Origin of the sequence: Novosphingobium sp. EMRT-2, from assembly GCF_005145025.1 — a bacterium.
Lineage (GTDB): Bacteria > Pseudomonadota > Alphaproteobacteria > Sphingomonadales > Sphingomonadaceae > Novosphingobium.
Window position 1 is genome coordinate 3,074,101 of sequence record NZ_CP039695.1, and the last position, 25,285, is coordinate 3,099,385.

Annotated in this window: 22 protein-coding genes and 1 tRNA gene; 22 read left to right on the forward strand and 1 reads right to left on the reverse strand. The window is 68.5% G+C overall.

Annotation, left to right across the window (positions count from 1 at the left end; all coding sequences use genetic code 11):
* Positions 1-132: 132 nt before the first annotated feature.
* From FA702_RS15055 to FA702_RS15140, 18 genes are all read left to right on the forward strand, one after another.
* Positions 133-606, forward strand: coding sequence for a division/cell wall cluster transcriptional repressor MraZ (locus tag FA702_RS15055; RefSeq protein WP_168196076.1), 474 nt, complete (start codon positions 133-135; stop codon positions 604-606).
* Positions 603-1,589: a 16S rRNA (cytosine(1402)-N(4))-methyltransferase RsmH gene (rsmH, locus tag FA702_RS15060; RefSeq protein ID WP_210417553.1), complete on the forward strand. Its 987-nt coding sequence runs from the start codon at positions 603-605 to the stop codon at positions 1,587-1,589. The genes FA702_RS15055 and rsmH overlap by 4 nt, the downstream gene beginning before the upstream one ends.
* A complete protein-coding gene (locus tag FA702_RS15065; protein WP_136956780.1) occupies positions 1,586-2,266 on the forward strand; it encodes a hypothetical protein in 681 nt (226 codons plus the stop codon). Before rsmH ends, FA702_RS15065 begins: the two co-directional genes overlap by 4 nt.
* The gene (locus FA702_RS15070) at positions 2,263-4,005 is read left to right on the forward strand and encodes a penicillin-binding protein 2 (protein WP_136956781.1); all 1,743 of its coding nucleotides are present in this window, start codon (positions 2,263-2,265) and stop codon (positions 4,003-4,005) included. The genes FA702_RS15065 and FA702_RS15070 overlap by 4 nt, the downstream gene beginning before the upstream one ends.
* Complete coding sequence (locus tag FA702_RS15075; RefSeq protein ID WP_136956782.1) at positions 4,002-5,483, forward strand: UDP-N-acetylmuramoyl-L-alanyl-D-glutamate--2,6-diaminopimelate ligase; 1,482 nt, start codon at positions 4,002-4,004, stop codon at positions 5,481-5,483. Before FA702_RS15070 ends, FA702_RS15075 begins: the two co-directional genes overlap by 4 nt.
* A gap of 3 nt (positions 5,484-5,486) precedes the next feature.
* On the forward strand, positions 5,487-6,971 hold the full coding sequence (murF, locus tag FA702_RS15080; RefSeq protein ID WP_136956783.1) for a UDP-N-acetylmuramoyl-tripeptide--D-alanyl-D-alanine ligase: 1,485 nt from the start codon (positions 5,487-5,489) through the stop codon (positions 6,969-6,971).
* On the forward strand, positions 6,972-8,036 hold the full coding sequence (gene mraY / locus FA702_RS15085) for a phospho-N-acetylmuramoyl-pentapeptide-transferase (RefSeq protein WP_124809019.1): 1,065 nt from the start codon (positions 6,972-6,974) through the stop codon (positions 8,034-8,036).
* 7 nt (positions 8,037-8,043) lie between these two features.
* Positions 8,044-9,354, forward strand: coding sequence for a UDP-N-acetylmuramoyl-L-alanine--D-glutamate ligase (gene murD, locus FA702_RS15090; protein WP_136956784.1), 1,311 nt, complete (start codon positions 8,044-8,046; stop codon positions 9,352-9,354).
* 10 nt (positions 9,355-9,364) lie between these two features.
* On the forward strand, positions 9,365-10,594 hold the full coding sequence (locus FA702_RS15095) for an FtsW/RodA/SpoVE family cell cycle protein (RefSeq protein WP_136956785.1): 1,230 nt from the start codon (positions 9,365-9,367) through the stop codon (positions 10,592-10,594).
* Positions 10,591-11,790, forward strand: a complete 1,200-nt coding sequence (gene murG / locus FA702_RS15100) for an undecaprenyldiphospho-muramoylpentapeptide beta-N-acetylglucosaminyltransferase (RefSeq protein WP_136956786.1) — start codon at positions 10,591-10,593, stop codon at positions 11,788-11,790. Before FA702_RS15095 ends, murG begins: the two co-directional genes overlap by 4 nt.
* Positions 11,787-13,211, forward strand: a complete 1,425-nt coding sequence (murC, locus tag FA702_RS15105) for a UDP-N-acetylmuramate--L-alanine ligase (protein ID WP_136956787.1) — start codon at positions 11,787-11,789, stop codon at positions 13,209-13,211. Before murG ends, murC begins: the two co-directional genes overlap by 4 nt.
* Positions 13,208-14,104: a UDP-N-acetylmuramate dehydrogenase gene (murB, locus tag FA702_RS15110; RefSeq protein ID WP_136956788.1), complete on the forward strand. Its 897-nt coding sequence runs from the start codon at positions 13,208-13,210 to the stop codon at positions 14,102-14,104. The genes murC and murB overlap by 4 nt, the downstream gene beginning before the upstream one ends.
* A 36-nt stretch (positions 14,105-14,140) precedes the next feature.
* Positions 14,141-15,124 carry a D-alanine--D-alanine ligase gene (locus tag FA702_RS15115; RefSeq protein ID WP_136956789.1) on the forward strand — a complete coding sequence of 328 codons (984 nt, stop codon included), beginning with the start codon at positions 14,141-14,143 and terminating at the stop codon, positions 15,122-15,124.
* A gap of 3 nt (positions 15,125-15,127) precedes the next feature.
* Positions 15,128-16,105, forward strand: a complete 978-nt coding sequence (locus tag FA702_RS15120; protein WP_136956790.1) for a cell division protein FtsQ/DivIB — start codon at positions 15,128-15,130, stop codon at positions 16,103-16,105.
* A gap of 3 nt (positions 16,106-16,108) precedes the next feature.
* Positions 16,109-17,392 (forward strand): cell division protein FtsA, encoded by a 1,284-nt coding sequence (ftsA, locus tag FA702_RS15125; RefSeq protein WP_136956791.1) that lies wholly within the window; start codon positions 16,109-16,111, stop codon positions 17,390-17,392.
* Positions 17,393-17,571: 179 nt separating this feature from the next.
* Positions 17,572-19,041: a cell division protein FtsZ gene (gene ftsZ, locus FA702_RS15130; protein ID WP_136956792.1), complete on the forward strand. Its 1,470-nt coding sequence runs from the start codon at positions 17,572-17,574 to the stop codon at positions 19,039-19,041.
* Positions 19,042-19,156: 115 nt separating this feature from the next.
* Positions 19,157-21,412 (forward strand): SPOR domain-containing protein, encoded by a 2,256-nt coding sequence (locus tag FA702_RS15135; protein ID WP_168196077.1) that lies wholly within the window; start codon positions 19,157-19,159, stop codon positions 21,410-21,412.
* Positions 21,413-21,593: 181 nt separating this feature from the next.
* Positions 21,594-22,097, forward strand: a complete 504-nt coding sequence (locus tag FA702_RS15140; protein ID WP_136956794.1) for a YbjN domain-containing protein — start codon at positions 21,594-21,596, stop codon at positions 22,095-22,097.
* Between the two features lie 9 nt (positions 22,098-22,106).
* On the opposite strand, the gene FA702_RS15145 is transcribed toward FA702_RS15140, so the two are convergent.
* Positions 22,107-22,331, reverse strand: coding sequence for a hypothetical protein (locus tag FA702_RS15145; protein ID WP_136956795.1), 225 nt, complete (start codon positions 22,329-22,331; stop codon positions 22,107-22,109).
* A 150-nt stretch (positions 22,332-22,481) separates the two neighbouring features.
* Between FA702_RS15145 and proC the strand changes: the two genes are divergently transcribed.
* The 4 genes from proC to FA702_RS15165 all read left to right on the forward strand — a co-directional run bounded on the left by proC (position 22,482) and on the right by FA702_RS15165 (position 25,280).
* Positions 22,482-23,291 (forward strand): pyrroline-5-carboxylate reductase, encoded by an 810-nt coding sequence (gene proC / locus FA702_RS15150; RefSeq protein WP_210417554.1) that lies wholly within the window; start codon positions 22,482-22,484, stop codon positions 23,289-23,291.
* A 141-nt stretch (positions 23,292-23,432) separates the two neighbouring features.
* Positions 23,433-24,176, forward strand: a complete 744-nt coding sequence (locus tag FA702_RS15155; protein WP_124809032.1) for a Bax inhibitor-1/YccA family protein — start codon at positions 23,433-23,435, stop codon at positions 24,174-24,176.
* Between the two features lie 189 nt (positions 24,177-24,365).
* The gene (locus tag FA702_RS15160; protein ID WP_136956796.1) at positions 24,366-25,112 is read left to right on the forward strand and encodes a hypothetical protein; all 747 of its coding nucleotides are present in this window, start codon (positions 24,366-24,368) and stop codon (positions 25,110-25,112) included.
* 92 nt (positions 25,113-25,204) lie between these two features.
* Positions 25,205-25,280 (forward strand) — tRNA-Ala (locus FA702_RS15165).
* The last annotated feature ends 5 nt before the right edge of the window (positions 25,281-25,285 follow it).

The window sequence follows — 25,285 nt, forward strand, 5'->3', positions numbered from 1 at the left end:
GATGGTCCATCGGGATGAACTCCAGGCCGTATCCGCGGGGGATCGGCCGGCTTGCGCGCGAGCGTGGGCCGGGGGTGGAGCCTTTCGTCTTCGAGCGGGGTATTCGGCGTGGCGGGAGGGCCGTCAAATTACGTGGGACAGGGCTTTTCGCCGCGCGGCGAAAAGGGTCGCTTCGTCCTGCCCTCCGATTTCCGCGCCGATGTCCGCGACGCGTCTGACGGTCAGCGCATCCTCTGCATCGACAAGCATCACCGCCTGCCCTGCCTGGTCGGCTTCGGCCTTTCCCGCAGCGAACAGTTCGCCGCCGACATCGACCGCGAAGAGGACAAGGCGCTTCGCCTCGGCCTTGACTTCGATCGCGACATGCGCGCCGCGCAGCTTTACGGCTTCCACCGCGCCAGCTTCGACGATTCCGGCCGCTTCGTCCTGCCCGACCACCTCGCCGAACTTGGCCAGGTGGAGGACGGCCTGTTCTTCCAGGGTGGCGGCACCCAGATCACCATCTGGAATCCCCGCATCCTGCTCGACATGGGGCCGGGCTGGGAAGCGGCGCAAGCCGGCTGCCGCGCCAAGATGGCGGACATGGCCAAGGGGAAGCGCAAGTGACCGCGCCCACGGTGTCTCCCGCAACGGGCTTCGGCCCGCACGTTCCCGTGCTGCTCGATGAAGTGGTGGAAGCGCTCGCCCCCGCTCCGGGCGACGTGATCGTCGATGCCACGTTCGGCGCGGGCGGTTATACCCGCCGCCTGCTCGCCGCCGGCGCCACCGTCCATGCCTTCGATCGCGATCCCGACGCGATTGCCGCCGGGCGTCGCTGGCCCGAGGCGCAGGGCGATGCGCCGCGCCTGGTGCTGCATCCGCGCCGGTTCTCGGAACTGGCCGAAGGGCTGGCCGAAGCCGGCGTCGCCAGCGTGCAGGGCGTGGTTTTCGACATCGGCGTCAGCTCGATGCAGCTCGATCAGGCCGCGCGCGGCTTCGCCTTCTCGTCGGACGGCCCGCTCGACATGCGCATGTCGCAGGACGGGCCGAGCGCCGCCGATTTCCTCAACGAGGCGGACGAGCAGGCCATCGCCGACGTGCTCTACCGCTATGGCGAGGAGCGCCAGTCGCGCCGGGTGGCGCGTGCGATCGTGGCGGCGCGTCCGCTGGAAACCACTGGCCAGCTCGCCGCCGTGGTGCGCAAGGCGCTGGGTCATCGCCCCGGCGCGCCCAAGGACCCGGCCACGCGCAGCTTCCAGGCGATCCGCATCCATGTGAACGGCGAACTCGACGAACTCATCGCCGGGCTGGCCGGAGCGGAACGGATGCTCGCGCAGGGCGGGCGGCTCGCCGTGGTCAGCTTCCACAGCCTGGAAGACCGCATCGTCAAGCAGTTCCTGCGCGAGGCGGCTGGCGCCATGCCCGCCGGATCGCGCCATCTGCCGCAGCTTGCCAGCATCGCGAAGCCGGTGTTCGAGAAGCCTTCGTCCGCCATCCGCCCCACCTCCGCCGAAGAGGCGCGCAACCCGCGCGCCCGCTCCGCCACCTTGCGCTGGGCGGTTCGCACCGCCGCGCCCGCGCGCGCCACATCCGGGAGCCTCGCCGCATGATCGTGACCGCCAACCGCTTGCGTTCGATCGGCTGGGTCGTGCTGCTCGCGCTGTGCGGCGCGGTGGTGCTGGCGCTGTCGTTCCGCGTCAACGCGCTGCGCAGCCAGGTGCATCGCGCGGAGCAGCGCATCGTCGCGCTCAAGCAGGAGAAGATGTACCTCGAAACCGAATTCGAGACGCGCGCCAACCAGCAGCAGCTCAAGTCGTGGAACGACATTGAATTCGGCTATGTCGCACCCACCGCCGGGCAGTATCTTGAAAACGAACGGCAACTCGCCTCGCTCAGCAAGCCGGCCGATCCGGATGCACCCGCGCCGATCCGCGTCGCCTCGGCCGATGACAGCGTGATCGCCTCGGCCGCGTTCCCCGCGATGGTCTCGCCGCTCACCGGCAGGTCGGCGCAGGCGGAAGAAGCGATCGCGCAGACCGACGCGCCGGCGGCGCATGTCGATCACGCCACGGCCACCGCCGCGCTGGGTGAACGGCTCGGCACGGTCGGCCGTCCGCGCGCTGCCGAAGGCGCAGCGCCCGCCGTGAAGAAGAAGGCGGCCAAGACCGCCAACGGCAAAACTGTGGACAAGGCCGGCTCCGCGAAGTCCTCCGCCTCGCGTTCGGCGAGCGCCGCTGGCAAGCCCCGCTCGGTGACGGCGCGCAAGGAGGGCAGGATCAGCAGGTGAACGCGCTAACCGCATCCGCCGCGATCGCATCGGGCCGGGTCCAGCTGGCCAATGTCCGCCAGAGCGCGCTGCTGACGGCGAAAAAACGCGCGCTGATCATCCTGCTCGCTTTCGTGTTCCTGACGGCCACGGCGCTCATGCGCGTCGTCCAGATCGGCCTGTTCGAAGGCAGCCCCGACCGGCGCTCGATGGCCGATGCGCTGGTGCCCGAACGCGGCGAGATCACCGATCGCAACGGCGTCGCGCTGGCGCGGGCGTTTCCGTCCTATTCGCTGTGGTACAATCCCAAGGCGTTCGGCGAAAAGGGCGGCAGCCCGCTGGTCAAGACGCCCGAGGAAGTGGCGAGCGCGCTGGTCCAGATCTTTCCCGATGCGGATTACGACGATCTCGTCCGCCGTCTGAAGTCCGACAAGCCGAGCTACCTGCGCAAGCGGGTTCTGCCCGAAGAGGCCAACCACGTCTTTGCGCTGGGCGAACCCGCGCTGGAATTCCCGCGCGAGAACCAGCGGTACTATCCGCAAGGCTCGCTCGCCGCGAACGTGCTCGGTTTCGTCGATCGCGAGGGCAAGGGCCACGTCGGCATGGAGCAGGTGCTGGAACCGCGCCTGCTCGATCCCGCGCAGCGGGCGAATCCCGTGGCGCTGTCGATCGATGCGCGCGCGCAAGGCGCGCTGGAAGACGAACTCGGCCGCGGCATGCTGGAAAGCAACGCCAAGGGAGCGGCCGGCATCGTCCTCGATGTCGATACGGGCGAAGTGATCGCGCTCGCCTCGCTGCCCTCGTTCAATCCGAACCGCAGCGATCGCGTGTTCAACGATCTTGTGTTCAACCGCGTGTCGAACCAGGTCTATGAACTCGGCTCTACCTTCAAGCCGATCACCGTCGCCGCCGCGATCGACGCCGGGGTCATCACCGATCTCTCGGTGCGCTATCCCACCGGGCCACTCAACATCGGCGGATTCACCATTCACGATAGCCACAACTTCGGCCCGTCGCTGAACGTGCCCGAAGCGCTGGTCCATTCGTCCAACATTGTCACCGCGCAGATCGCCGACAAGCTCGGCGGACCAGCCCTTCGTCGCACCATGATGCAGCTCGGCATGAACGAGCGGCCCACGATTGAACTGCCTGCGCGGGGCTTCCCTCTCTGGCCCCGGGGAACCGATGCCAAGGGGGACTGGGCGCGGATCACCACGATGACCGTCAGCTACGGCCACGGCATCGCGGTGACCCCGCTCCATCTCGCCAGCGCCTATGCCGCGCTCGTCAACGGCGGCATCTGGCGCCCGGCCACGCTCTACAAGGTCGATCCGGCGCGCGTGCCGCCGGGGCGGCGCGTGTTCAAAGCGTCCACCAGCGCGCGCATCCGGCAACTGCTGCGCATGATCGTGGTGGACGGCACGGGCCGGAAGGCCGATGCCTCGGGCTTCCGCGTCGGCGGCAAGACCGGGTCGGCGGAGAAGCCCGGTGCTGGCGGCTATCGGCGGACCTCGCTGGTCGCCACCTTCGCGGCGGCGTTCCCGATGGACAAGCCGCGCTATGTCGTGATCGCGATGCTCGATGAACCGCAGGGCACTGTGGCCACGTCCGGGCAGCGCACGGCGGCGTGGAATGCCGCGCCGATCGTCGGCCGGGTCGTGCCGCGCATCGGCCCGCTGCTGGGCGTCGTGCCCGATGCCAGCCGCGATGTCGATATTACCGACCTGTCACCGCTGGTCGCCAACGGAGACGGGGAATGAAGCTAGGGATCATCGCGCACGAAGCGGGCTTCGCCCTGCCGGACGGTGCGGACGGCGACGTTACCGGCTTCGCCATCGATCACCGCAAGGTCGCGCCCGGCACCGTGTTCGGCGCCTTCACCGGCGCGCGCTTCAATGGCGAGGATTTCATCGCCGATGCCGTGGCGGCGGGCGCCGTCGCCGTCGTCGCCCGGCCCGAAGCGGTCGTGCGGGGCGCGGTCCATATCGCCGACGCGCAGCCGCGCCGCGCCTTTGCCCGGCTCGCTGCGCGCTTCTTCACGCCCGTTCCCGAAACCGTGGTCGCCGTCACCGGCACCAACGGCAAGACCTCCACGGTCGAGATGACGCGGCAGCTCTGGCGCATGGCGGGCTATTCGGCCGCCTCGATCGGCACGCTGGGCGTGACCACGGCGGACGAATCCGTCTCCACCGGGCTCACCACGCCCGATATCGTCACGTTCCTTGCGAACATGACCGGCCTGGCGCGCGAAGGGGTGACGCATGTCGCCTACGAAGCGTCGAGCCATGGCCTGTCGCAGTATCGGAACGAGGGCCTGCGCGTCGTTGCCGGGGCCTTCACCAACCTCAGCCGCGACCATCTCGATTACCACGCGACGATGGACGATTACTTCGCCGCCAAGATGCGCCTGTTCGACGATGTCGTGGCCGATGACGGGACGGCGGTGATCTGGGCGGACGACGATGCCTGGTCCGCCAAGGCCGTGGCCCATGCGGCGGCGCGCGGGCTTAACCTGCTGACGGTCGGCGCGAAGGGCGATGGCATCCGCCTGCTGTCGCGTACGCCCACCCAGCTCGGGCAGACGCTGGAGATCGAACACGGCGCCGAAGGCCAGCGGCGTACGCGCAAGGTCAACCTGCCACTGATCGGTGCCTACCAGGCCGCCAACGCGCTGGTTTCGGCTGGGCTGGTGCTGGCCACCGGCGGCGATGCGGACCGCACGTTCGAGGCGCTCGGCCGGCTCCAGCCGGTGCGCGGGCGGCTGGAACGCGCTGCGATCAGCCGTGCCGGCGCACCGGTCTATGTCGATTACGCGCACACCCCCGATGCGATCGAGGCGGCCATCGCCGCGCTGCGCCCGCACGTGAAGGGCCGCCTCATCACCGTGTTCGGCGCGGGCGGGGATCGCGATGGCGGCAAGCGCCCGGAAATGGGCCGCGCCGCCTGCGCCGGCTCCGATCTCGTCATCGTCACCGATGACAATCCGCGCGGGGAAGACCCGGCGGACATCCGCAAGGCGGTCATGGCCGGCTGCACCGCCGGTGCGCGCGAGATCGGCGGTCGCCGCGCCGCGATCGCCGCCGCGATTGCGGAGGCGACGGGGGACGACATCGTGCTGGTCGCCGGCAAGGGGCACGAACAGGGGCAGATCGTGGGCCGGGGCGACGCCATGCGCGTCCTGCCGTTCGACGATGTGCAGGTGGCGCGCGAATGCGCCGGACCGGCCGGAGGAACCTGAACCATGAACGCCCACCCCGCCATGCTGAGCTGGCCGGTCGAAGCCGGCGATGAACTTGGCCTCGCCCTGTGGACCGCGCGCGACATCGCCGCCGCCACCGGGGGCACCGCGTCGGGCGATTTCAGCGTCTCCGGGGTCGAGATCGACAGCCGCGCCGTGGCCGAAGGCGATCTGTTCTTTGCGCTGAAGGGCGAAACCGCGGACGGGCACCGCTTTCTCGAAGGCGCGTTCGGACGTGGCGCGCAGGCCGCCGTGGTCGACCGGGAGGTGCCCTGGCCGCACGTTCGCGTTGCCGATACCTTTCACGCGCTGGAAGACCTCGGCCGCGCGGCGCGCGCGCGGGTGGACGCCGGGATCATCGGCGTCACCGGCTCGGCGGGCAAGACCGGGGTCAAGGAAGCGCTCTATGCGGCGCTCGATCGCGGCAGCCGGGGCCGGGCGCACCGTTCGGTCAAGAGCTACAACAACCATGTCGGCGTGCCGCTCAGCCTGGCGCGGATGCCGGCGCGCACGCGCTTCGGCGTGTTCGAGATGGGCATGAACCACGCGGGCGAGCTGTCCGCGCTGACCCGGCTGGTCCGCCCCCATGTCGCCATCGTCACCACCATCGCCCCGGCGCACATCGGCCATTTCTCCGGCGAGGAGGCGATCGCCGACGCCAAGGGCGAGATTTTCGAAGGGCTGGAACCGGGCGGCACCGCGATCATCCCGGCGGACAGCCCGCACTATACCCGGCTGCGCGCCAAGGCGGAGCGCCACGCCGCGCGCGTGCTCGGCTTCGGTGTGTCGCGCGAGGCGCAGGTCCGGCTGATCGATGCGGTTCCCGCGCCGGCCCTGAATGATGGGAGTGGCGGCACGCTCGTGACGGTCGATCTCGGCACGCGCAAGCTGTGCTACACCATCGCCATGCCGGGCGCGCACTGGGTCGCCAATTCGCTGGCGGTGATGGCGGCGGTCGAGGCGGTCGGTGGCGATCTTGGCGCGGCCGGGCTGGCGCTGGCGGAGATGGAAGGGCTGGCCGGGCGCGGCGCGCGCCATCGCATTCCCGCGCCGCGCGGCGACGGTTCGGGCGAGGCGCTGCTGATCGACGAAAGCTACAACGCCAACCCTGCTTCGATGCGCGCCACGATCCTGCAACTGGGGGCCACGCCCGCGCGCCGGCGGATCGCCGTGCTGGGGGCGATGAAGGAACTGGGCGCCGACGAGGCGCGCTATCACCGCGAACTGGCCGTGCCGCTGATCGAGGCGGGTGTCGATCGGGTGATTCTGGTCGGTGCCGAAATGGCGCCATTGGCCGAGGCGCTGGGGAAAAGCGCCGCCGCGCCGCTTGCCCGGCGAATCGAGATGGCTCATGTGGAAACGACGGCGGAAGCGGCTGAACGCCTTGCTTCCGAAGGGGTCGAGGGTGGCGACGCCATGCTCGTGAAGGGTTCGAATTCGGTCGGATTGGGAGTGCTTGTCCGCGCGCTCACGGCCAGGGAAAACTGAATGCTCTATCTGCTGGCGCACTGGCTTCACTATGAAGGCCTGACCAATCTTTTCCGTTACCAGAGCTTCCGCGCCGGCGCCTCGCTGCTGACCGCGCTGTTCGTGGGCCTGTTGATCGGCCCGCGCTTCATCAACATGCTGCGCGTGCGGCAGGGCAAGGGCCAGCCTATCCGCGAGGACGGGCCGCAAAGCCACCTCGCCAAGCGCGGCACGCCCACCATGGGCGGGCTGATGATCGTTATCGCGCTCACGCTGGGCCTGCTGCTGTGGATGGACGTGACCAGCCGCTATGTCTGGGCCTGCCTGGTCGTCACGCTCGGCTTCGGTCTGATCGGCTTCCTCGACGATTACGACAAGGTCACCAAGTACGCGCACAAGGGCGTGCCGGCCAAGGTTCGCCTGCTTGGCGAATTCGTCGTCGCGGGCGTTGCCGCCTGGCTGGTGGTGGGGGAAACCAACCTCTACGTGCCGGTGTTCAGCAACCTCTATATTCCGCTGGGGCCGTTCTATTACGTCTTCGCCGCCTTCGTCATCGTCGGCGCGGGCAATGCCGTGAACCTGACCGACGGGCTGGACGGGCTGGCGACGATGCCGGTGGTGATCGCGGCGGGCACGTTCGCGATCATCGCCTACCTCGCCGGCCGCGTGGACTATGCGCATTACCTGGGCATTCCGCACGTTCCCGGCGCGGGCGAACTGGCGATCTACTGCGCGGCGGTGATGGGCGCGTGCCTTGCCTTCCTGTGGTTCAACGCCCCGCCTGCCGCGGTGTTCATGGGCGATACCGGCAGCCTTGCGCTGGGCGGCACGCTGGGCGTGATCGCGGTGTCCGCGCATCACGAGATCGTGCTGGCGATCGTCGGCGGCCTGTTCGTGATGGAGGCCGTCTCGGTCATCATTCAGGTCTCGGTCTATAAGCGTACCGGCAAGCGCGTGTTCCGCATGGCGCCGATCCACCACCATTTCGAACAGCTCGGCTGGAAGGAATCCACCGTCGTGATCCGCTTCTGGATCGTCTCGATCGTGCTGGCGCTGCTCGGCCTCGCCACGCTGAAGGTGCGATGATCCGGGCATGATCGTCTCCTCCGCCTTTGCCGGAAAGCGCTACGCGGTCCTCGGCCTCGCCCGGTCGGGGCTGACCAGCGTGGAAACGCTGCTGGCCAGCGGCGCGCAGGTGACGGCGTGGGACAACCGTGAGGAAGCCCGCGCCACGCTGGAAGGCCGGGCGACGATCGCCGATCCGCTGACGATCGATCTTGCCGGGTTCGATGGCGTGGTCGTCTCGCCCGGCGTGCCGCTCAACCGCCACCCCATCGCGGACTATGCCCGCGCCGCCGGGGTGCCCGTGATCGGCGATATCGAACTCTTCGCGCAGGCGCGCGGCGATCTGCCCGCGCACCGCGTCGTGGCCATCACCGGCACCAACGGCAAGTCCACCACCACCGCGCTGGTGCACCACTTGTGCAAGAGCGCGGCGCTGCCGGTGCGCATGGGCGGCAACATCGGCCTGCCCGTGCTGGGGCAGGAGCCGCTGCCGGCCGGGGGCGTCTATGTGCTCGAGCTGTCGAGCTATCAGATCGACCTGACCTATGGCCTCGCGGCGGACGTCGCCGCGCTGATCAATCTCAGCCCCGATCACCTCGACCGCTACGATGGCTTTGCCGGCTATGCCGCCTCCAAGGCGCGGCTGTTCGCCATGCAGCGGCCCGACCAGCACGCGGTGTTCGGCTGCGGCGATCCGCACACCCTGCGCATCGCCGGGGATGTCGCGGAGGGCCGGAGCGCGGGCTTCGTCCATGTCGTTGATCCAGCGGCGCTGGCGGGGCAGGCGGACTGGCCCTCGCTGCAAGGCCCGCACAACCTCCAAAACGCGGCCATCGCCGTGGAAATCGCGCGCCTGCTCGGCCTGTCCGAAAGCCAGTGGCGGCCGGCGCTGCAATCGTTCAAGGGCTTGCCGCACCGCATGGAACGCGTGGCCGAAGCGGGTGGGGTGCTGTTCATCAACGACAGCAAGGCCACCAACCCGGCCTCGACCGCGCCGGCGCTGGCCGCGTTCCCGCGCATCCACTGGATCGTCGGCGGGCTGCCCAAGGGCGACGATCTCGACGAATGCGCGCCGTTCTTCGATCACGTCGTCGCAGCTTACACGATTGGCGAGGCGGGACCGCGCTTCGCCGAGATTCTCGAACCGGTGATGCCCGTCAACCGCAGCGAGATGCTGTGCGACGCGGTCAGCCAGGCGATCGCCGCCGCGCGGCCGGGCGATGTCGTCATGCTCTCGCCGGCTTGCGCCAGCTTCGACCAGTTCCGCGATTTCGAAGCGCGCGGCGATGCCTTCCGCCAGATCGTGGAAGCGCTGACCGGCGCGCCGGGGGAAGGGTGAACGGCCGGCGATGAACACCTCTCCCACGCGCCTCGTCACCACCACCACGCGCGAAGGCGGGGTCCGCCTCGTCGGCGCGGCGCACCGTTTCCGCCGCACCCGGCGCAGCGAACTGCTGATCTGGTGGCGCGAGATCGACCGGGTGCTGCTCGGCCTGATCCTTACCCTGCTTACCGTGGGCGCGGTGGCCGTGGCCGCCGCCTCGCCGGCCAGCGCGCACCGCCTGTCCACCGCGCAGAAGTCGCTGGGCGACCTCTATTTCTTCTGGATCCACCTGCGTTGGCTGGCGGTGGGGCTGACCGTGATGTTCATCGCCTCGCTGCTGCCCCGTGAATCGGCGCGGCGGTTGGCGATCATGCTGTGCGGGGCGATGGTGCTGGCGCTCGTGCTGGTTCCACTGGTCGGCGGCGAGGTGAAGGGCGCCAGGCGCTGGCTTTGGATCGGCTTCAGCCTCCAGCCTTCGGAATTCCTGAAACCGGCTTTCGCGATCACCGTCGCATGGATTCTCTCGTGGCGCGTGCGCGATCCCAACCTGCCGGTCATCACCATCTCGCTGGCCCTGCTCTGCACCATTGGCGGGCTGCTCATGCTCCAGCCCGATTTCGGCTCGACCGTGCTGTTCTGCGGGGTGTGGTTCGTGCTGGTGCTGCTCTCGGGCCTGCCGATCGCGCGGTTGCTGTGGGTTGCCGGCGGGGCCGTCATGCTGGTGATCGCCGCCTACCTGTTCTACCCCAACGCCACCCACCGCATCGACAATTTCCTCAACGGCGGCAGCGAGTTCGACCAGGTTGACCTTGCCATGCGCACGCTCGTTGCCGGCGGGTGGAGCGGGGCCGGGCTGTGGCTGGGCGCGCGCAAGAACGCGCTGCCCGAGGCGCATACCGACTACATCTTTTCGGTGATAGGCGAGGAATTCGGCCTGATCGCCTGTGCGGTGATCGTGATGCTCTACTGCGCGGTTGCCGTGCGCGTGCTGATGCGGCTGGTGGAAGAGGAAGACCTGTTCACCGTGCTGGCCGCCGCCGGGCTGACCGCGCAGCTTGTCGGGCAGGCGTTCATCAACATCCTCGTCAACCTGCAACTGTTCCCGTCCAAGGGCATGACGCTGCCGCTCATCAGCTATGGCGGTTCGTCCACCATCGCCCTGTTGCTCGGGGTCGGCTTCCTGCTCGCCATTACCCGCCGGAATCCCTATCTGACGCGCGAGTCATTCACGATCGGGGAGTTCCCGCGAAAATGAGCGCGGTATCACGGCATTATGTCCTCGCCGCGGGCGGTACGGGCGGGCACCTGTTGCCCGCCTTCGCGCTTGCGCTGGAGCTGGAACGGCGCGGCCATCACGTCGCGCTCGTCACGGACGATCGCGGCGCGAAGATACCGGGCAAGCCCGCGTTCATGCCCGCGCATGTCTTGCCGGCGGGCCGGCTGGGCAAGAACCCGCTTACGCTGCTGAAGGGCCTGCGCGCGATCTGGGCGGGCCGCGCCATGGCGTTGCGTCTGTTCGAAAGTTTCGAGCCGTCCTGCGTGATCGGTTTCGGCGGCTATCCCGCGTTTCCGGCGCTGATCGCCGCGCAGTCCGCCGGTATTCCCACGGTGATCCACGAACAGAACGCGGTGCTCGGCCGTGTCAACCGGATGCTGGCGAAGCGCGTCAACGCCATCGCCACGTCCTATCACGAGGTCGACCGGCTCGATCCCAAGCTGTGGGGCAAGGTCCATCTCGTCGGCAATCCCGTCCGTCCCGAAGTGCTGGCGCTGCGCAGCGAACCGTTCCCCGAATTCACCGAGGAAGGTCTGTTCCGCGTGCTCGTCACTGGCGGCAGTCAGGGCGCCTCGGTGCTGTCCGAAGTCGTACCTGATGGTCTCGCCATGCTGCCGCCCAGCCTGCGCCATCGCCTGCAGGTCACGCAACAGTGCCGCGCGGAAGACCTGGAGGCCGTCCGCGCGCGCTATGCCGCGCACCAGATCCCGGCCGAACTCGGCACCTATTTCGAGGACATGGCCGGCCGCCTCGCCGAAGCGCACTTGTTCATCGGCCGCGCCGGCGCCTCGACCATCGCCGAACTCACCGCCGTTGGCCGCCCCGCCATTCTCGTGCCCCTGCCGATCGCGACCGACGATCACCAAGCCGCCAACACGCGCGAGATCGTCGCCGCCGGCGGCGCGCGCGCGATCCGGCAGACCGGCTTCACGCCCAAGGAACTGGCCAAGCAGATTCAGACCATGGCGCTTCATCCCCAATCCCTCGCCAACGCCGCGCATGCCGCCTGGAACTGCGGCCTGCCCAACGCCGTCACCGACCTGGCAGATCTGGTCGAAAGCTTCGGTGCGGTGCCGCTTCAGGACGTGATCCGGATGGAAGGCGGCAAGACAGCGACTTCGGAACAGGTCGCGCTGGGCGCAAGCGTGCCGCGCGACACCGGAGTCCGCGCATGAAGGGTGTCGGCACAGATATCGGCACGATCCATTTCGTCGGCATCGGCGGGATCGGCATGTCCGGCATTGCCGAAGTCATGCACAACATGGGCTATTCGGTGCAGGGTTCGGACATCGCCGAAAGCTATGTCGTCGAAGGCCTGCGCCAGCGTGGCATCGCGGTGATGATCGGCCACAAGGCGGAGAATGTCGAAGGCGCCGCCGTGGTCGTTACTTCCACCGCCGTCCGGCGCGAAAATCCCGAAGTCGTCGCCGCCCTCGAAGCGCGCGTGCCGGTGGTGCGCCGCGCGGAAATGCTGGCGGAACTGATGCGGCTCAAGAACACCGTGGCGGTGGCCGGCACCCACGGCAAGACCACTACCACATCGATGGTCGCGGCGCTCCTCGATGCGGGCGGGGTCGATCCCACGGTCATCAACGGCGGCATCATCAATTCCTATGGCTCGAACGCCCGCCTTGGTGCGTCGGACTGGATGGTGGTGGAAGCCGACGAAAGCGATGGTTCGTTCCTGCGGCTTGACGGCACGCTGGCGATCGTCACCAACATCGATCCCGAACACCTCGATCACTACGGCAGCTTCGACCGGGTGAAATCGGCCTTCGTCGAGTTCATCGAGAACGTGCCGTTCTACGGCGCGGCGATGCTGTGCATCGATCATCCGGAAGTGCAGGCGATCATCCCCAAGGTGCGCGACCGCCGCGTCATCACCTATGGCTTTTCCGCGCAGGCCGACGTGCGGGGCGAGGGCGTGACGCCGATCCCCGGCGGCAACCGCTTCACCGCCGTGCTGCGCCAGCGCGACGGTTCGTTCCGCCGCATCGAGGGCATCGAACTGCCCATGCCCGGCCGCCACAACATCCAGAATGCGCTGGCCGCCGTGGCCGTCGCCGTGGAAATGGGCGTGTCGGATGACCTCATCCGCGCCGGCTTCGGCAAGTTCGGCGGGGTCAAGCGCCGCTTTACCAAGGTGGGCGAGATCGCGGTGGACGGTGGTTCGGCCGTGGTCATCGACGATTACGGCCATCACCCGGTCGAAATCCGCGCCGTGCTCGCCGCCGCGCGCGAAGGCGTGCAGAACCGCGTCATCGCCGTGGTGCAGCCGCACCGCTTCACCCGCCTGCGCGATCATATGGAAGACTTCCAGGGCGCGTTCAACGATGCCGACGTGGTCTATGTCGCGCCGGTCTATCCCGCCGGCGAAGCGCCGATCGAGGGCGTGGACGCGGCCGCACTGGTCGAAGGCGTCAAGGCGCGGGGCCATCGCTCGGCGCATCTGATCGCCGGGGCCGACGCGCTGGCGCAGGAACTCGCACCGCTGGTCCAGCCCGGCGACATGATCGTCTGCCTGGGCGCGGGCGACATCACCAAGTGGGCGGCGGGCCTGGCGGATGCCGTCAGCGCGCAGGGGGCGGCGGCGTGACCAACTCCGCACCATCCTTTGGGGTAAGGGGCAGGCTGACCCCCAACGCCCCGCTCGCCCCGCTGGTCTGGTTCAAGTCCGGCGGCGCGGCGCAGTGGCTGTTCGAGCCGAAGGATACGGATGACCTGTGTGCGTTCCTGCGCGATCTCGATCCCGCCGTGCCGGTCATGGCGCTGGGGCTGGGGTCCAACCTGATCGTGCGCGATGGTGGCGTTCCGGGCGTGGTGGTGCGGCTGGGCAAGGCGTTCGCGAAAGTGGCGCGGGTGGATGCCGTCACGCTGGATTGCGGGGGCGGCGCGTCGGGCATTCTCGTCTCCTCCACCGCGCGCGATGCCGGCATCGCGGGGCTGGAATTCCTGCGCTCGATCCCCGGCACCGTCGGCGGCTTTTGCCGGATGAACGGCGGTGCTTACGGCTCCGAGGTCAAGGACGTGATGGTCGATTGCGACGTGGTCCTGCGCTCGGGCGAACGCGTCACGCTGCCGGTCGCGGACCTGGGTTATACCTATCGCCATTCCGAACTGCCCGAAGGCGCGATCGTGATCGGCGCGCGGTTCCGGGGCCGGCCGGGCGATCCAGCCGCGATCCAGGCCGAGATGGACCGCATTTCCGCCGCGCGCGAAGCCAGCCAGCCGCTGCGCAGCAAGACCGGCGGTAGCACGTTCAAAAACCCCGATGGGGCAAAGGCGTGGGAACTGGTTGACCGTGCCGGCTGCCGGGGTCTTACCGTGGGCGGGGCGCAGGTCAGCGAAAAGCACACCAACTTCCTCATCAACACCGGCACCGCCTCCAGCGCCGACATCGAGGCGCTGGGCGAGGAAGTGCGACGCCGGGTGAAGGAACAGTCGGGCGTGGAGTTGCAATGGGAAATCCAGCGGGTGGGCAAGCCGTGACCGGTTTGTATCTCGACACGAACGGAGACTGTTGAAGTGTCATTGCCCAAACTCCACGTCGCGGTCCTGATGGGCGGCTGGTCGAACGAGCGGCCGGTTTCGCTGATGTCCGGCGAAGGCGTCGCCAGGGCGCTGGAAGAGCGCGGCCACACGGTCACGCGGATCGACATGGACCGCGCGGTGGCGCTGCGCCTGGCCGAAGCGAAGCCCGATATCGTGTTCAATGCGTTGCATGGGGTGCCGGGGGAAGACGGCGCGGTGCAGGGGATGCTCGATCTGATGGGCCTTCCCTATACCCATTCGGGCATGGTCACTTCGGTCATCGCGATCGACAAGGAACTGACCAAGCAGGCGCTGGTGCCGCACGGCATCGCCATGCCGCAGGGCACGATGGTCCGCACCCCCGATCTCCACCGCGCCGATCCGCTACCGCGCCCCTATGTCCTCAAGCCCGTCAACGAAGGCTCGTCGGTCGGCGTCGCCATCGTCACCGCCGAGGGGAACTATGGCAACCCGATCAGCGCGGAGGCCAAGGGGCCGTGGCAGGAGTTCGACGAACTCCTGGCCGAACCCTATATCCGCGGCCGGGAGCTGACCACGGCGGTCATCGCCGGCGCCGATGGCCCGTGGGCGCTGGGCGTCACCGAGCTGCGACCCAAGTCGGGCTTCTACGATTTCGACGCCAAGTACACCGAAGGGATGACGGACCACATCTGCCCGGCCGAGATTCCGGCCGAGATCACCGAGGCTTGCAAGGACATGGCGTTGCGCGCGCACGTGCTGCTCGGCTGCAAGGGCACCAGCCGGTCCGATTTCCGCTGGGACGATGAACAGCCTGGCCTGTCGGGCCTGTTCTTGCTGGAAGTGAACACCCAGCCGGGGATGACCCCGCTCAGCCTCGTGCCCGAACAGGCGCGGCACGTGGGCATGAGCTATGCCGATCTGGTCGAGGCGATCGTGGCCGACGCGCTGGGCCTGACCGCCACGCAGGGCCTTGTTGCCGCGCAGGGGAAGGGCTGAACCATGGCGCAGACGATCCGGCGGAGCGGCAAGGGCGTGCGGCGCGCGGCGGCGGCCAAGGGCGCGCAGCGCAAGGTGGCCACCGCCAAGAAGCAGACCGGCAACGTCATCGATGGCGTGATGCAGTGGCTGCCGTTCAGCGAGGAGACGCTGCACCGGATCGTGCTGGCGGTGATCCTCGGCGTGGCGGCGATGCTCGTGTGGATGGTCGCCAGCATGGCCGGCGTGCCGATGCTGGCGCAGGAAAAGCTGGCGCAGGTCGCTTCGGGCGCCGGGTTCGAGGTCAAGCGCGTCGAAGTGCGCGGCGTCAACCGCATGAACGAGCTGAAGATCTACGAAAAGGTGCTGGGCCAGCGCGATCAGTCGATGCCCCGGCTCGATATCGACGGGTTGCGTGGTGATCTGATGCAGCTTTCGTGGGTCAAGGACGCGCGCGTTTCGCGCCAGTTGCCCGATACGCTGGTGGTGGACATTGTCGAACGATCGCCCCACGCGGTGCTGCGCAAGGGCGGCAAGCTGGTGCTGATCGATGATACCGGGCACGAGCTCGAACCGGTTTCGGCCGCGCGCGCCAAGGGCATGCTGGTGTTGGAAGGCGAAGGCGCGGGTGAAAAGGTGCAGGATCTCGGGCGCCTGCTCGATGTCGCGCCGGCGCTGAAGCCGCAGGTCGCCGAAGCCGAATGGATCGGCAACCGCCGCTGGAACATCATGTTCAAGACTGGGCAGGTGCTGGCGCTGCCCGAAGGCGATGACCAGTCCGCAAGCGCACTGCTCGGCTTCGCGCGGATGGACGGGGTGAACCGCCTGCTCGGCGGCAAGGTGGCAAGCTTCGACATGCGTGCGTCCGATCGCATGTACCTGCGCGTGCCCGGCCATGCCGACGAAGTGGCGGCCGATCAGCGCGCCGCCGCCGAGGCCAAGGCCGCCGCGAAGAAGGCGGCGCAACTCGCCCGGGCGAAGGCGGCGGAGAAGGATCAGTAGGCCGTGGCGGCTCCGCGCATCACCAGGCTTTTCGCTGCGGTCAACATCGGCTCGTTCCGCGTCTCGGCGATGATCGCCGGGCTATCGGAAACGGGCGAGATGATCGTGCTCGGATCGGGCCACCGCGCCGCGCAGGGGATCAAGCGCGGCTATGTGACCGACATGCAGGCCGCCACCCATTCGGTGCGCGACGCGATCGAACGGGCCGAGAAGATGGCCAACACCGGCGTGCAGAAGGTGTGGATCGGCTGCTCCGGCGCGGGGCTGGTCAGCACTACCGCCCGGGTCGAGGTGGACATCGGCGGCCGCCGCATCGAACAGGACGATATCGAGCATCTGCTCGTTGCCGGGCGCGAGGTGATCCAGCCCGATGGCCGCATGGTGCTCCACGCGCAGCCCGCGCACTACACGCTCGATGGCGCGCATGGCGTGCCCAACCCCAAGGGGCTTCATGCCGAACGGCTGGCGGTGGATATCCACGTCATGCTGGCCGATGGCGCGCCCATCCGGAACCTGACCGAGACCGTGCAGAACGCGCATCTGGAGGTCGAGGCCGTGGTCGGTTCGCCGGTTGCAGCGGGTCATGCCTGCCTGACGCCGGAAGAGCGCGAACTGGGCGTCGCGCTGGTGGAATTCGGCGCGGAAGTGACGACCGTTTCGGTCTATGCCGCCGGCATGCTGCTGGGGATGCAGGTCATCCCGTTCGGTTCGGGCGACATCACCGACGCCGTTGCCTCGGCCTTCGGTATCCGCCGTTACCAGGCCGAGCGGCTCAAGTGCATGTCCGGCTCGGCCATCGCCAGCCCGGCCGATCACCGCGAGATGATCCCGGTCAACGCGCCGGGCGATCCCGAAGGCGCGGGGCCGCTGGCGCGCCACGCCGATGACAAGAACCGCATCCCGCGCGCCGAACTGATCTCGGTGATCACCCAGCAGCTCGGCCACTTCACAGAAGAGGTGGGCAAGGCGCTGAAAGCGATGGGTTTCACGGGCCAGCGCGGCCAGCAGGTCGTGCTCACGGGCGGGGGCGCGCAACTGCCGGGCCTGGCCGATTACGCGCAGTCCGCACTGGGCCGCCCGGTGCGGATCGGCGCGCCGCCGACGATGATCGGCCTGCCGCCGGGCCTCGCCACGCCCAGCTCCTCCACGCTCGTCGGGCTGGTGCTCTATGCCGCCGCCGATCCGGTGGACATCCGCGCGATCGGCCCGGCCTACCAGCCCAGCACGCGCTATTCCGGCCTGGGACTCGTCACGCGGGTCTATCGGGCGTTGCGGGAATACTTCTGATGGCCGCGCCCGATCATGGCAAGTTATCCACCGCTGCGCGGCTGAATAGCGGATTTTGCGGACCATTCGGCCGCTCATCCTGTGGAAAAGGTCTATTTAACCTTTATTCGACGAATCCAACTGTGCCACAGGTCGGCTAAGTTCAACCGAAACGCACCCAACCCGAACGGGAGACCGCTATGAGCATCAACATCGGACCGCCGGCCATCGATGAGCTTCGGCCCCGCATCACGGTGATCGGGGTTGGCGGCGCGGGCGGAAACGCCATCGCCAACATGATCAGCGCCGGGATCGAAGGCGTCGATTTCGTCGTCGTGAACACCGATGCGCAGGCGCTGAACAACTCGATCGCCGAAAACCGCATTCAGCTTGGGCCGGCGATTACGCAGGGCTTGGGCGCGGGCGCGCGGCCCGAAGTCGGCCGCGCCGCCGCCGAAGAGACGATGGAAGAGATCGAGCGCGCGCTCGATGGCGTCCACATGTGCTTCATCGCCGCCGGCATGGGCGGCGGCACCGGCACCGGTGCCGCGCCGGTCATCGCCGAAGTCGCGCGCAAGAAGGGCGTGCTGACCGTGGGCGTGGTCACCAAGCCGTTCCTGTTCGAAGGCACGCGCCGCATGCGTTCGGCGGAATCGGGCATCGAAGAGCTGCAGAAGCACGTCGATACCCTGATCGTCATCCCCAACCAGAACCTGTTCCTCGTCGCCAAGGCGGAAACGACCTTCAAGGAAGCGTTCCAGCTCGCCGACGAAGTGCTGCAGCAGGGCGTGCGCTCGATCACCGATCTGATGGTCATGCCCGGCCTCATCAACCTCGACTTCGCCGACGTGCGCTCGGTGATGGGCGAAATGGGCAAGGCGATGATGGGCACGGGCGAGGGCGATGGTCCGAACCGCGCGCTGGAAGCGGCAGAACGCGCCATCGCCAACCCGCTGCTCGATGGCGTGTCGATGCAGGGTGCCCGCGGCGTGATCATCTCGATCATCGGCGGCGACGACATGAAGCTGCTCGAAGTCGACGAAGCCGCCAACCACATTCGCGAACTGGTTGATCCCAACGCCAACATCATCTGGGGTTCGGCGTTCAATCCGGATCTCGATGGCAAGATCCGCGTCTCGGTCGTGGCTACCGGCATCGAACAGAGTGCCGAAATGGCCGAACAGGCCGCGCGCCCGCTCAACCTTCCCGGCGCCTCGCGCGGTCCGGCTTTCCCGACCACGGCCCCGTCTTCGGTCACTGCCGCCGCGCCGGAACCCGCGCCGCCCGTGCAGCAGGCTCCCGAGCCCGTTCCTGCCTGGACGCCGCCCGTGGCGGAGTCCGCTCCCGAGCCGGAACCCGAAGCGCTCGACCTCACGCTCGATCTCAGTGAGGAACACGCCGCGTCCGTGCCGCCGGCTTCTGCATCAGGCAAGGACGAACTCGTGCTCGGCGGGTCCGACGAAATCGGTGCTCCCCCGCGTTTCGGCGGCGAGGCATCCGATGCCCCGGCCGAACGCTCCACCCCGCGCGTGGCGCCGGGCGGCGGCGGCAGCACGCTGTTCGAACGCATGGCCAATCTTTCTCGCGGCGGCGGCAAGGCCGCCGATGACGAGGACGATGGCGGCGCGCTCAACATTCCGCGCTTCCTCGGGCGTCAGAACAACCAGTAACGGGCGTCCGGACCTCCCGCCGCCGCAATTCGGACGGCGGGAGCACCCGGTTCGCCGATCTGTTGTCGCCGGTTCGGCGGGATGTCGATAAGGGAGCGGCAACATGAGTCGCCATTTGTCGAAACGAACCGTCTGGCCGCGCGTTGCGGTCGGGCTCTTGGCCGCCTGCAGCGCCTCGGCGCTTTTCGCGCAGCGCGCCCCATCGGGTCCGGTCGACGAGGATGTGGACCAGCCGGAATCCGTGTCGCGCCCGGTGGTGCAACCCATCACCGGTCAGGCCAGCGGCACGCAGGCGCTCAATGCCGCGCTTAACCGGCTGGCGCGCGATCCGCGGAATATCGAGGCCCTGATCGAGGCCGGCAACGCCGCGCAGCGCGTCGGCGATAGCGACGCCGCGCTGGGTTTCTTCAAGCGCGCGGACGAGGTTGCGCCGGGCAATGGCGCGGTCAAGGCGCAGATTGGCGCGGCGCTGGTTCGCGACGATCCGTTCTCCGCGATCCGCTATTTCGACGATGCCGAACGGGTGGGGGCCGATCTGTTCCCGATGGCGGCGGATCGCGGGCTGGCCTACGATCTGATCGGCGACAATGCCACCGCGCAGCGCTTTTACCAGGTCGCGCTCAGCCGTGGGCCTAATGCCGAAGTCGCGCGGCGCTACGCGCTCAGCCTCGCCATCGCCGGGGATCGGCGTGGGGCGGAGAACGTGCTGAACCCGCTGTTGCAGACGCAGGACCGCGCCGCCTGGCGCACGCGCACCTTTATCATGGCGATCGCGGGCCAGCAGGACGACGCGGTCGCGGTCGCTTATGCCTCGATGCCGCAGCAACTCGCCGCCGGCATCACGCCCTATCTGCGCTACATGCCGCGCCTTACCCCGGCGCAGCAGGCCGCCGCCGCCAATCTCGGACGCTTCCCGCGCGCGGCGGACATCGGGCGCGACGAGCCGCGCGTCGTGCAATATGCCGCGCTCCATCCGCGCGCGCCGCGTGCCGATGCGTCGCTGATTCCGACGGGCGAGGCGTTGGGCGCGCAGGCGGCGGACCGGCCCAGCCGCGAAAAGCGCCGCCGTCCCGGCCGGGGGGAACCGGTGCGCGTTGCATCGGCGTCGCCCGCCCCGACGGCCTCCTCCCCGACCCGCCCGGCAACGGGCGTCGGCGTGTCGTTGTTGCCGACGCCCGCGCCTTCGCCAGCCGTGTCGCCGCCCGTACCTCCGCCGGTGCCGATGCCATCGCGTACGGTCACTGCGGCGCCCGCTCCGGCTCCGGTCCAAGTGGCGACGGCCGCGCCGTCCGCCCCGGCCTCGCAAGCCGCGGGCGAACGGCCGCTGGTGATTCCGCGCCCCTATCCGGCCTCGCGGCTCGATGGTCCGCCGTCTGCCGGCAGCACGCCTCCGGCCGCGATCGCCGCGGCGGCTCCCGCCCCGGCTCCGATGCAGGTCGCCACGGCCGCCGCGCCGACCGCCGTCACGCCAGTTCCCCGGCCGACGCCAGCACCCGCACCAACACCCGCCCCCGCGCCGTCGCCGGGCTTCGACCTGTCGCGGGTGCAGGGCAGCACCGCCACCGCCCAGCCTGTTCCGACACAGGCGCCTTCACCGGCACCAGCCCCGGCACCTGCGCCCGCGCCGACTCCGGCGCCCGTGGCCGAACCGCCGGTTCAGGTCGCGGCGGTCGCGCCATCCTCGGCCCCACCGCCCACCGCCATTGTCGAACCGGTCCAGTCGCCGCCGGCAGCATCCCCGCCGCCCGCCGACGCCGCCGATTTCCGCAGCCTGTTCGAAGGGTTCCGCCCGCCCGAGGAGGAGCGGCATCAGGCCGTGGCCGCCGTCGACATCTCGCGCATCCAGCCCGCGCGGCCCAAGCCTCCCGAGGAGAAGCCGGCCCCGGCCAAGGCCGCCGAATCCAAGTCCGCCGAACCCGAACCTGCCGATCGCACGACGCGGCGTCGCGGGCGCGCTGCAGCCACCGAGGAGGAGGCCACTCCCTCGTCCGGCCCGCGCGGGCGCGAAACCGCGTCGGACATCCGGGGAAGGGGCTCCAAGGACGCGAAGGACGCCAAGGGAGCTAAGGGCAAGGGCGCGAAGGCCCGTCCGCCCGCCAATCCCAGCCGCGTCTGGGTGCAGGTGCTGACCGGCGCCAACCGTGACGTGATGGGCCGCGAATGGCAGCGCATGGTGCGCGAGGCGTCCGTACTGCGTTCGCGCAAGCCGTATATCACCCCGTGGCGCAGCAATTTCCGGCTGCTGACCGGTCCGTTCGACAGCGACGAGGACGCGCAGGCCTTCCTCAACCAGTTGCGCCGCGCCGGCGTCAGTGGCTTCCAGTGGACCAGCCCGGCGGGGCAGGCGGTCGATCCGCTGCCTGCACGGTAGGGCGCGTGTCCGGGCTTTTGCAGCCGAACCGGATGTTCACCCCTTGTCCACATGTTATAAACAGCCTTGTCGAGTTTTGCCCAACGACGGGTTAACCGTTGATTGTCCCCGGCCCCGCGCTCCGCGATGGGTCAGGGCAGGCGGACGGCAGGTTGGTCGTTCGCGATGGATGGAGTGTCTGATGCGGACCGGTCACGACGACAGCGAACGCGACGACGCGGCGCCCGTCGACATGCTCGCCTCGCTGTTCGAGGCGCGCGGCTGGCCGTTCGAATTCGTTTCGGACGACGAGATCCTTGGCGAAATCCAGGGCAGCTGGGCCAATTACCAGATCCGTTCGATCTGGCGCGCAGAGGACCACGTCCTCCAGATTCTCTGCCTGCCCGACATTCGCGTGCCCGATGACAAGAAGGGCGCGGTCTTCGAGGTCATGGCGCTCATCAACGAACAGGTCTGGCTCGGCCACTTCGATATCTGGTCGAACGGCGGCGTCCTGCTCTATCGCCACGGCCTGATGCTGGGTGATGACGGGCTGCTCAGCCTGACCCAGGCGCAGACCGCGATCGAGGCGGCGGTCGACGAATGCGACCGGTTCTACCCCGCGTTCCAGTTCATCCTGTGGGGCGACAAGACCCCGGCCGATGCGCTCGCCAGCGCGTTGGTGGACGCCGCCGGAGAGGCCTGAGCGCTTTTCTCAGCCCGGAGGCGGGGCGTCGGAAACGCGCGTTCGTCCGCCGAGATCGCTTTTGAGAACGTGCGCCGCATGGCGAGCCTCGGCGTGGATGCCGTGGCGGACGGTGGGCGGGGTCACGGCGACAAGCGCCAGCGCCAGCGCGCCCCACAGGGCGATCGACAGCGGCACGCCCCAGATCAGCCCGCGCGCCAGTTTCGCGCTGCCTTGGTTGTCGGTATCGGTCATGACGCACGGCATAGCGCGCCGGGCATGACCGCACGCTGAGGGCCGGATGAAAAACCGGACAGGATCGGCCGCCCTGCCGTGATCGCGCTCTTGCCTTTGGCGCGGTGATCGCCCAGTCGCGGACCGCAGTAGCGGCGCAGGAGACATGCTATGACGTTGAAGGTCCTCCAGTTCGGGTGTGGCAACATGGGCGGCGCCATGCTCGCTGGCTGGCTGGCGGCGGGATTCGATCCGGCGGCCTTCACCATCGTCGATCCCCGGCTGGAAGCCGCGCCGGCGGGCACGCGGCTGGTGCGCTCTATCGCCGATGCCGGCGGGCGCTACGACGTGGTCCTTCTGGGGTTCAAGCCGCAGCAGTTCGCCGAGGCGATGGCCACGGTCCGGCCGTTCGTGACGGAAGGAACGCTGCTCCTGTCGATTCTCGCCGGGGTCGACCTTGCCACGCTGCGCGGTGCCTTTCCCGATGCCGGGGCGGTGGTGCGCGTCATGCCCAATCTCGCCGCCGCGCTCGGCAAGTCGCCGATCGCGCTGTTCGGCGATGCGCAGGGCGATGCGCGCACCCTCACCGATCGCCTGATGGCGCCGCTGGGACAGGCTGAATGGCTCGCCGAGGAAGGCCAGATGGACCTCGTCACCGCGCTGGCCGGGTCGGGACCGGCGTTCGTCTATCGCTTCATCGATGCGCTGGCAGAGGCGGCGGCGTCGCTCGGCCTCGCGCGCGAACAGGCGGATCGCCTGGCGCTGGCCATGGTCGAAGGCGCGGCGGCGCTGGCGGCCTCGTCCGAGCATTCGCCGGGTGAACTCGCCCGTCGCGTCGCCAGCCCCGGCGGCGTGACGCAAGTGGGCATCGACGTGCTCGATGCCGATCGCCGGCTGGTGCGCCTGCTCGAAGACACCCTGCGCGGCGCGCGCGATCGCAGCGCGGAAATGACCGAACAGGCGCGCGCAGCCGCCGGCTGAGTGGCTGATTTTCCCGCAACGGCAACAAATTCTTACAATTCGCGACCGGTTCCCGGTTCCGGTTTCGCTTGAAACCCGCCCGCGATGCTACGATATTGCCGTGTATCGGGCATTGTGCCCGGCAACGGAGTTTTGGAACCAATGGCAAACTGGAACGATCCTCAGCCCACTCGGACGGGCTTCGGCGCGTCTCCGAGCCTTTCCGGCGCCTATGGTCGCGGCGAAGTCTTCGACGCCGGCCTGCGGCGGTACATGCTTTCGATCTACAACTACATGGCTTCGGGCGTGCTGCTTTCGGGCATTGTCGCGCTGCTGTTCGCCACCACCGGCATGGCCGCAGCGGTGTTCGGCACCCCGCTGCGCTGGCTCGTGGCGCTCGCGCCGCTGGGCTTCGTCATGGTGATGAGCTTCGGCGTCAACCGCCTGTCTACCGCCGCCATGCAGGGCCTGTTCTGGGCCTTCAGCGTGGTCATGGGCATGTCGCTGTCGGCGATCTTCTTCGTCTATACCGGCCCCTCGATCGCGGTGACGTTCTTCGCCACGGCGGGCGCGTTCGCCGGTCTCAGCCTGTTCGGCTACACCACGAAGAAGAGCCTGTCGGGCATGGGCAGCTTCCTGATCATGGGCCTGTTCGGCATCCTGATCGCGTCGCTGATCAACATCTTCCTGCGCTCGCCTGGCCTGGCCTGGGGCATCAGCTTCCTGGGCGTGCTGATCTTCGCGGGTCTGACCGCCTATGACACGCAGCGCCTCAAGGAAACCTACGCGCAGGTCGCCGGCACCGATTTCGTCGGCAAGGCGGTCGTGCTGGGCGCGCTGACGCTCTACTTGGACTTCATCAACATGTTCCAGTTCCTGCTGCAGTTCATGGGCGATCGTCGCTGATCGACAGGCAACGGCAGGCCATAACGTGGCGCTGACGCGCCACGGTGTGGACAAAACGGGATGCCCGGCGGCCGGAATGGCTTGCCGGGCATTTTCTTTGTCGTGCGGTGGGGTTACATCGGCGCTTCATCTTGGAGACAGGCGGCGGCAGGCATGGTCGCGCGCTTCGGGCTCTTCGGGGGAGTACAGATGTTCCGTTTTTCGCGCCTTTCGGGGCCAGCTATCGTTACCGGCGGCACGGTTGCCGTTCTGACCGTCGCACTTGCGTCCTGCGCGCCCAAGGTCGTCCCGCCGCCGCCTCCGCCGCCCCCGCCGCCGAAGGTGGTCATCATTCCGCCCAAGCCGATGCCGCCCAACGGCGCCAGCAACAACCTTGCCTTCCCGGCAGCCGATGCCAACGGGCTGCGCGAATCCGTCAACCGCAACATCTCGCCCTCGCAGATGCTGTGGAACCTGCGTTCGGCGTACAACGTGGCCGCGCTCAACTGCAACGAACCCAAGCACGCCAACATTCTGGTGCGCTATCGCGCGTTCCTGAAGAACCATGCACGCACGCTCACGGCCGCGAACAAGAAGGTCGACGAGGAATTTCGCAAGAAATATGGCGCGCGCTTCACCGCTCCGCGCGAACAGTACATGACGGCGGTTTACAACCACTTCGCGCTGCCGCCCACGCTGCCCCATTTCTGCGATGCCGTGCTGGCGGTCAGCGAGGATGGCGATGCGGTGAAGTCGGCCGATCTGGAAGCCTTCGCGGTGCGCAGCCTGCCGAACATCGAAGTGGTGTTCGACGACTTCTACCGCCGGTACGAACAGTACCGCATCGATCTGGCCGCGTGGCAGGCGCAATACGGCCAGCCGGTGGCCCAGCCGGCCTCGGCCGTGGTGCTTCCGGCCACTGCGGGCGGTGGAACGGGCACCTCGCCAAAAAAGTGATTTTTGGTCTTTCATCGGCGGGAGCGCTGCGCTAAGGGGCGCGCTCCCGCCGGTCCATGGCGTGTCATGGGCAGGCGGAAGATACTGGGAACGGGGCCGTAGCTCAGCTGGGAGAGCGCGTCGTTCGCAATGACGAGGTCAGGGGTTCGATCCCCCTCGGCTCCACCAGTATT

Coding starts and splice junctions, on each gene's coding strand:
- FA702_RS15065 (WP_136956780.1), top strand. CDS start 1,586: ATGATCGTGACCGCCAACCGCTTGCGTTCGATCGGCTGGGTCGTGCTG.
- FA702_RS15075 (WP_136956782.1), top strand. CDS start 4,002: ATGAAGCTAGGGATCATCGCGCACGAAGCGGGCTTCGCCCTGCCGGAC.
- murF (WP_136956783.1), top strand. CDS start 5,487: ATGAACGCCCACCCCGCCATGCTGAGCTGGCCGGTCGAAGCCGGCGAT.
- mraY (WP_124809019.1), top strand. CDS start 6,972: ATGCTCTATCTGCTGGCGCACTGGCTTCACTATGAAGGCCTGACCAAT.
- murD (WP_136956784.1), top strand. CDS start 8,044: ATGATCGTCTCCTCCGCCTTTGCCGGAAAGCGCTACGCGGTCCTCGGC.
- FA702_RS15095 (WP_136956785.1), top strand. CDS start 9,365: ATGAACACCTCTCCCACGCGCCTCGTCACCACCACCACGCGCGAAGGC.
- murG (WP_136956786.1), top strand. CDS start 10,591: ATGAGCGCGGTATCACGGCATTATGTCCTCGCCGCGGGCGGTACGGGC.
- murC (WP_136956787.1), top strand. CDS start 11,787: ATGAAGGGTGTCGGCACAGATATCGGCACGATCCATTTCGTCGGCATC.
- FA702_RS15120 (WP_136956790.1), top strand. CDS start 15,128: ATGGCGCAGACGATCCGGCGGAGCGGCAAGGGCGTGCGGCGCGCGGCG.
- ftsZ (WP_136956792.1), top strand. CDS start 17,572: ATGAGCATCAACATCGGACCGCCGGCCATCGATGAGCTTCGGCCCCGC.
- FA702_RS15140 (WP_136956794.1), top strand. CDS start 21,594: ATGCGGACCGGTCACGACGACAGCGAACGCGACGACGCGGCGCCCGTC.
- FA702_RS15145 (WP_136956795.1), bottom strand. CDS start 22,331: ATGACCGATACCGACAACCAAGGCAGCGCGAAACTGGCGCGCGGGCTG.
- proC (WP_210417554.1), top strand. CDS start 22,482: ATGACGTTGAAGGTCCTCCAGTTCGGGTGTGGCAACATGGGCGGCGCC.
- FA702_RS15155 (WP_124809032.1), top strand. CDS start 23,433: ATGGCAAACTGGAACGATCCTCAGCCCACTCGGACGGGCTTCGGCGCG.
- FA702_RS15160 (WP_136956796.1), top strand. CDS start 24,366: ATGTTCCGTTTTTCGCGCCTTTCGGGGCCAGCTATCGTTACCGGCGGC.